The organism is Polaromonas sp. P4_F9 (assembly GCF_056401235.1).
The window spans coordinates 1-6,128 of record NZ_JBFUJT010000067.1; the positions used below are offsets into that span (position 1 = coordinate 1).

General features: G+C 59.1%; 7 protein-coding genes. 1 reads left to right on the top strand and 6 read right to left on the bottom strand.

The features are described 5' to 3' along the window. Positions 1 to 248 (bottom strand): LysR family transcriptional regulator (locus AC1DUB_RS27985; protein WP_477732340.1); only part of this gene is annotated, 248 nt, incomplete at its 3' end. A gap of 312 nt (positions 249 to 560) precedes the next feature. On the opposite strand from AC1DUB_RS27985, the gene AC1DUB_RS27990 reads away from it, so the two are divergent. Then, positions 561 to 764, top strand: a complete 204-nt coding sequence (locus tag AC1DUB_RS27990) for a hypothetical protein (RefSeq protein WP_477732341.1) — start codon at positions 561 to 563, stop codon at positions 762 to 764. Positions 765 to 793: 29 nt separating this feature from the next. Here AC1DUB_RS27990 and AC1DUB_RS27995 read toward each other — a convergent pair whose 3' ends face one another. The 5 genes from AC1DUB_RS27995 to AC1DUB_RS28015 form a co-directional block, all read right to left on the bottom strand. Then, positions 794 to 1,975, bottom strand: a complete 1,182-nt coding sequence (locus AC1DUB_RS27995; protein ID WP_477732342.1) for a DUF2817 domain-containing protein — start codon at positions 1,973 to 1,975, stop codon at positions 794 to 796. A 91-nt stretch (positions 1,976 to 2,066) separates the two neighbouring features. Beyond that, the gene (locus tag AC1DUB_RS28000) at positions 2,067 to 3,245 is read right to left on the bottom strand and encodes a M24 family metallopeptidase (RefSeq protein WP_477732343.1); all 1,179 of its coding nucleotides are present in this window, start codon (positions 3,243 to 3,245) and stop codon (positions 2,067 to 2,069) included. Between the two features lie 99 nt (positions 3,246 to 3,344). Continuing rightward, a complete protein-coding gene (locus tag AC1DUB_RS28005; RefSeq protein WP_477732344.1) occupies positions 3,345 to 4,052 on the bottom strand; it encodes an aspartate/glutamate racemase family protein in 708 nt (235 codons plus the stop codon). A gap of 107 nt (positions 4,053 to 4,159) precedes the next feature. Next, positions 4,160 to 5,800 carry a N,N-dimethylformamidase beta subunit family domain-containing protein gene (locus tag AC1DUB_RS28010; protein WP_477732345.1) on the bottom strand — a complete coding sequence of 547 codons (1,641 nt, stop codon included), beginning with the start codon at positions 5,798 to 5,800 and terminating at the stop codon, positions 4,160 to 4,162. A 14-nt stretch (positions 5,801 to 5,814) separates the two neighbouring features. Then, positions 5,815 to 6,128, bottom strand: a 314-nt coding sequence (locus tag AC1DUB_RS28015; RefSeq protein ID WP_477732346.1) for an ATP-binding cassette domain-containing protein, incomplete at its 5' end; no start/stop codon positions are given.

Sequence of the window (6,128 nt, forward strand, 5' to 3'; positions counted from 1 at the left end):
GCCGCAACCGTTCGTTCGGTCTGGTGCAGCACCTCTCGTGCGTGGTGCAGAAAGGCATGACCCGGCGGCGTTAGCTGTACGCCTCGCGCCTCGCGAACAAGCAGCGGCAGACCCGCCTGTGCTTCGAGCGACTTGACGCGCGCACTGGCCGCCGCCAGTGACAGGTGTTGACGCGCAGCCGCGCGGGTGAGGTTCCGCTCTCCGGCGACGGCAACGAACAGGCGCATGTCCGTAAGGTCGAATCTCAAGGGTTCGTAACTTCCGAAGGCTTGGTTCAAGATCAGGGAATTGTGCCTAAGAGGCGGTTCAGCGACGATTGTTTGCTTCACGATTGGCTTTGCTATGGCACGTCCCCTCGATGGCATCACGGTGGTATCGCTGCTCGAACACGGCCGCACCTTTCTGTACCAGCCAGCTCGCGGACTTGGGCGCTCCCGTCACTGCCGCCTGGGACCAGCCCCGACGGTCGGGGAACAGACTGAACGGATCCCCGAAGGAGCTTGAATGAGTGTTGTCGCGAATGCACATTCCTCTTTGTTCCGGGGGACAGGGCGGATCGAGTGCAAAAGGCCCTTGCCACCGAAGGACATGCGGTGATCGTGGACCTCGAAGACGCCGCAGCGCGTCCCGAAAAGCGCCGTGCCCGCCGTTTCGTAGGCGAGGTGCTGTCTGCCATCGGGCGAGTGCTCAAGGTTGGCTGGTCCGAATCAATGGCATCAATGGCCGCGGCACCGGATGGCACGAGGAGGATATCGAATTCGTAGCGTTGCGGAAAGCGTAGTGCCCGACGCACCTAGCGTGGAGCTTCCATTGCCTCCATCGCCTGCCGATGGACCTGGTGTGATCTCCACAGAACCATTTCCATCCAATCTGGCTTCTGAGGATAGAAGGCAAGTTTGGAATCATTCCGGATTCGACGCCCAAGTTCAGAATCGCCTTCTTCCGATCGATGCTTAACCAGCCAGAGATCATCACGCATAGTCCCTCTTATTCGCGGGGCATCGTAAGTTCCGAACTCCAGGCAAACGTAGGTGTGGCGATTGCCAAGAAGCCTTTCCCAAAACTCGTCCTGCGTACCGTGCACCACAACGGCTGAAGACGTTCCTAGCTCGGGCGAAGTGACAGATGGGCCAAAGAGGCTCGTCGCTCGGTCATACCCCGCCAGGCCGGATGCCAGCTCACATTGCAATTCCCCATACCCGTAAGGACCGAGGCCAGAGTGGTAATCGACGATGATGACTTGGTCGCGAGCCGCGACGTTGAAGTCCACAGCGATTTGCTCGAGAGTTCGCCGCGCTTCGGTAGGGCCGCTGCCCCCAAAGGAATGCCCGCCGGGCATGGTGTACTGCCCCGAGCTCCGCGCCTCCCGAAATTTTTGGTCGCCATGCACTGACCGATATGCCTCGATCGCAGCTTCTGCCCGCTTGATGGCCTCTGGACCGATATCCGCAGGGGCCAGATGCTCCGCCACTTCCTCGTAGCCTGGATTTGCCGGCAGTGGCTTCGAAAAGTCGACGAAATTCCTATTAAGGTCACACCCCTCTACGGTGAGGCTGCTGTCCCATGCAAAGCCATGACAGTTCAGGGCGTGCACAAGCAGCACTGCAGTGGAGGCGGGAAGCTTCTCGTGGAATTTGGCTCGCATGAATAGAAGCTGTGCTGCCGAGCCACAATAGCCCTCCGCACCGTGTGTCGCCGAGACCAGCACCAAAAGTTTCTTCGCATCGGGTTTGCCGAGATAGACCGCATCCGTGAAAAGAGCCTCACCTGAAGGTCCCTTTGCGTCGCACGGGTATGATTTCGCCGTGGGTGCGGCCGCCAGAAATTTTTGCCGTGCTTCGGAGTAGGTATTGGAGAAGACAGCCGAAACGGCGCTCTCCATGACGTCGAAATTTTCCACTTTGGTAGTCCCTTCACTAAGGTTGATTTTGATCGCAAACACGGGGGTGGCCACATAGCCGTGATTCAACCCCACTCAGTTCTCCAATGGTTGCGCGCCTAGAAGTCGTTCATGTTGAAAGGCGAACAGCCACTTGGTGCATCTCTTGCGCTGTGCGCCGATCGGGCTATTTGACAAATAGCTTCCGTGGTGTCAGCGTTAAAGGCTCATACCCGCTATCCGTGACAGCGAAGCTTTGGGTAATCGATACGCCCACATCGTCGAGCCACAGGCCAGGCATCATATGAAACACCATGCCTGGTTGAAGAACTGTTTCATCTCCCGGGCGTATGCTAGCCGTTCGTTCGCCTGATGCGGGCGGAAAACCTATGCCAGTTGGGTAGCCAAGTCGCGATTCTCTTTCCATCCCATGGCGCGCGAGTGCTTGCCGAAAGGAGCTCTCGACTTCTGAACACGTCCGGCCGGGACGGACGCCTTCGAGGCCTGCATTCAAGGCTTCGACAGCGATGTCCGCCAATTGCTGGTAGGCGGGTGAAGGCTTGCCGACAACAATCGAGCGAGCGAGATTTACTTGGTAACGGTGTCGGTTCCCGAAAATTTCCAAGTTGACTACAGTGGAAGCGGGCAATGTCTCGTCGGTCCAGGCAGCATGTGGGGCGATTGACCGTTTGCCGATACAAAGATCGGGAGGCCCGCAAGGGTAGTCGCCACCGAACCCCGCCGCGCCCGACACCATTTGGTGATACGCGGCAGCCGCAATATCGCATTCTCGGACACCGGCTTTGACCGTATCGATCACCCGCTGCATCGTCGCGTCAGCGATCTGGCCAGCTTGACGCATAACTGCAATCTCAGCCGGACTTTTCACAAGCCGGATCCACCCCACGAGCAGGTCGGCATCCACGAACTCCGCGGACGGCAGCGCTCGCGTAAGATCTGCGTGTGCCCGCGCGGGATAGTAGTAACCTCCCATCTCCACGCCAATTCGAGATTTTTCACCGCCAATTTCTTTTACAACATCGGCCATGACGTCGTACGCCGACAGAACTGCCGAATGAACATACTTGTCGGCGTAAGCCCTGATGTTTTGCTCGGCGAGGTAGGTGGTCATTGAGGCGGAGACGCGGTCGATCAGTCGCCCGATCCAAATGGGCTGCTCGAGATCGAGCGCTACCAGCACCATTTGCGGTGTATAGAATGAATAGGCGTTGTAGCCCGTCAAATAATTTTGATTCGGCGGCTCCGAGAGAAGCAGGATGTCGATTCCTCGCTTACTCATCTCTTTCTTGACCAAGGCGAGGCGGGCCGCGAATTCCGCCGGTTCAAAGTACAGTTCTTTTTCCATATTGATCTTCCTCGAAGTGTGAAATGATTGGTGACTCGCTTGCGGTTGTGGCGAGTCAGGAGACTCTTCCGCAGCTGGGACGCCCCTTGCGCTGCGCCGTTATCCGACAGATGCGAATGTCATGCGGCAAAGTGTCGTGATGTCGTAGACGGGTAGGCCTGTCATGCGCCGGATCTTCGGCGTCACGACTGGGAACCCGGTGCATTCAAACAGAATCGCCGCCGTCTCCGGGTGCGCGGCGCGGAGCCGTGCGACGCATCTAATGACATCCGACTCAATGTCGGCAACATCAGTCGGTATCACAGGGATCTTCATCTCGTTTTGCCACAGCTTGCCGCCCTCGATGCCGCCGATAACTACCTTCTTCCGAAGTGCGACGTCGTCCAAGCCCAGCAGATCTTCGGTGCATTGTGTCGAGTCGGCAGTCACTATTGCAAGCTTGGCGGCCGATGGCAGCTGGCGCAGCAGCATGGGTACAAGGAGTAGGCTTGACGTCACCACTGGCACCTTGACCGACGCAGCCACCGCCGCCTGATAGCGGATGAAAAATCCGCAATTTGAACTTATGGCAACGGCGCCTCGCTCAACCAAGCGCTGAGCAGCCGCAATGCAGGTCGGCTCAAGTGCTGAATCGCCTCGAATTACATTTGGCGCGAAAGCTCCATCAACTGTTTCGTAGGTAGTTGGGAACTCGAAGGTAGCTGGATTTCGCATCGGTGCGTGCGCCAGCGTCGGCGGCGTGGCGCCGGGCGGCAGGCCGCGGTCGAGGAGCAAAATTCCGAGGGAACGAGGATTCGCATCTGCCATTTTCGAACTCCGAATAAGATCTGTGTCACTGACACTAGTTGTTTGGGTTTGCCAGTGCCTCGGTCATTTCTTCGCCGAGGCATCGTGTGGGATTAGCCTCGAGGGTTTTACCTGCGGTCTAGATAGCGGTTGAGGACATTGCGGGTAACACATTCGACCATCGCGTCCTGCCCCAGAAGGCCAGCCACCCATTCACAGCTGCCGGCATGAAACACCTCGCCCTTGCCGCGCTTGAAATTAACGATCATCCCGCTTGAGCGTTTGACCTTGTCGATATTGGCGCTGTTCGCCTCGCCAAACAACAACTCGGCGACCAAGCGGCCGTCCCCATCGCTGATCATTTCGTCTTCGCGTGCCAAATAAGCACTTTCCTCGACCAGGGTGGCCATGCCGACAGCAAGGATTTCGAGCCCCTCCGGAGCGCCGCTCGTAGCCGAAGGGTAAGGTAGGCCCTTGCGGATCTCGTGATCCAGCCCATCGACCTCATAGCCATAAATGTGGCTCTCGGCGCCGAGAAGGTCGCCGTAAAAAAGCCCGGTGTCGGCGAAGGCCCAGTGGTCCGGCCGATAGATCGGGAAGCCTCGCACGCCTCGTGGTGCGCACCCGCCCCAGCCTGCATAGAGGCCATTGGTGGCGTTGAGACCAAAAGTCTGTGCGCCAGGCCGGCCAATCTCCGGCGCTTCCCATGAATTGGTGGCGCGGGTGACGTCGCCGCTTTTGTAGGCAGGATCCTCGGCGCGCGCACGGTACTTGTAGCAGACCTGTCGGCTTCCCTCGTCCTCCAGCCTGGTCTGCCACATGAAGTTGGCGGCGAAACGCGCCACATGACCACCCTGATCGACAAAGGCGTCAACCGCGTCGCGCATTTCCCAAGTCCAGTACTCGTCGTGGCCGGCAAAGACGACGCAGTCGTATTCGAACAAGATCTCGGGCGAGAAATGCAACTCGTGCTGGCTGGCCAGATCGACCTCATACCCGGCGCGCTCGGCGAAGCGAAAGAAGTGTCTGTCGTAGCTCGCCCATCCGGCAGAGGCGCATTTCTTCGAATGGCCGGTGGCGTAGGCCCACTCCTTGTGTGGATGGCGCGGTACCGTCTTGGACGGCATCATCATTTCCAACGGTATCCTCGGCGCTTGCGGCGGAAGGACGACGAAACCGCGACCCCATGGCCGCTGTGTTGAAACGATGGGCGAATACTGCTTGCGGTCCGGCCCTGTGATGCCTTGGTAGTGGTTTGAGCCGCCCCAGGTGTTGTAGGCGAGCCAAGAGCTGGTCGCCGCCACCTGCAGAATGCGGCCCAGCTTTCGGCCAGCTTTCGGCAGCACGATGAGAATGTGATGGCACAGTATCGGACGGCCATCGCTACCCTCCGCTGTCAGCGTCAAGCGGTAACCGCCAGACGGCCAATCGTTGCCGATCTCGAACTCGAAGGTCGTGGTCCAGCCGCAGCCCTCGACCGAGGACTGATCCGGCGTGTCCTGCCACCGTGCGGCGATGCCGCTCCGGCTGAATACCTTCGTCTCGATCGCCCCGTCGCGCACGATCTCAATCGTGAACCGGGGCGCGGTCGAACTCACCTGCAGCCGCACCGTTTCGCCCGGCCGGTAGGAAAACCGGTCGCTGTAGCACCAGATCTCGCCTAACGTGCCATCCATACCGGGCCGCTCGTAATAGTGGCCGCGCTCGGCAAACCGCTGTTGATCGGGTGTCAGCCCGAAATTCGGAAAATCGTTCGGAAGCTTTGTCATAATAGGCCTACCAATCAGTGGGACAAGATCTGGCTGAGGAACAACTTCGTTCTTTCGTGCTGCGCGTTGGTGAAGAAGTCCTGCGGCGCGCCCTCCTCGACGATCTGCCCCTGATCCATGAAGATCACCCGGTCCGCAACGGCGCGCGCGAAGCCCATCTCGTGCGTGACGCAGACCATGGTCATGCCGTCGCGGGCGAGACCCGTTATTGTTTCGAGCACTTCCGCGACCATCTCGGGATCGAGCGCCGAAGTCGGTTCGTCGAAGAGCATGACGGCCGGGTCCATACACAGAGAGCGGGCGATTGCGACACGCTGCTGCTGTCCTC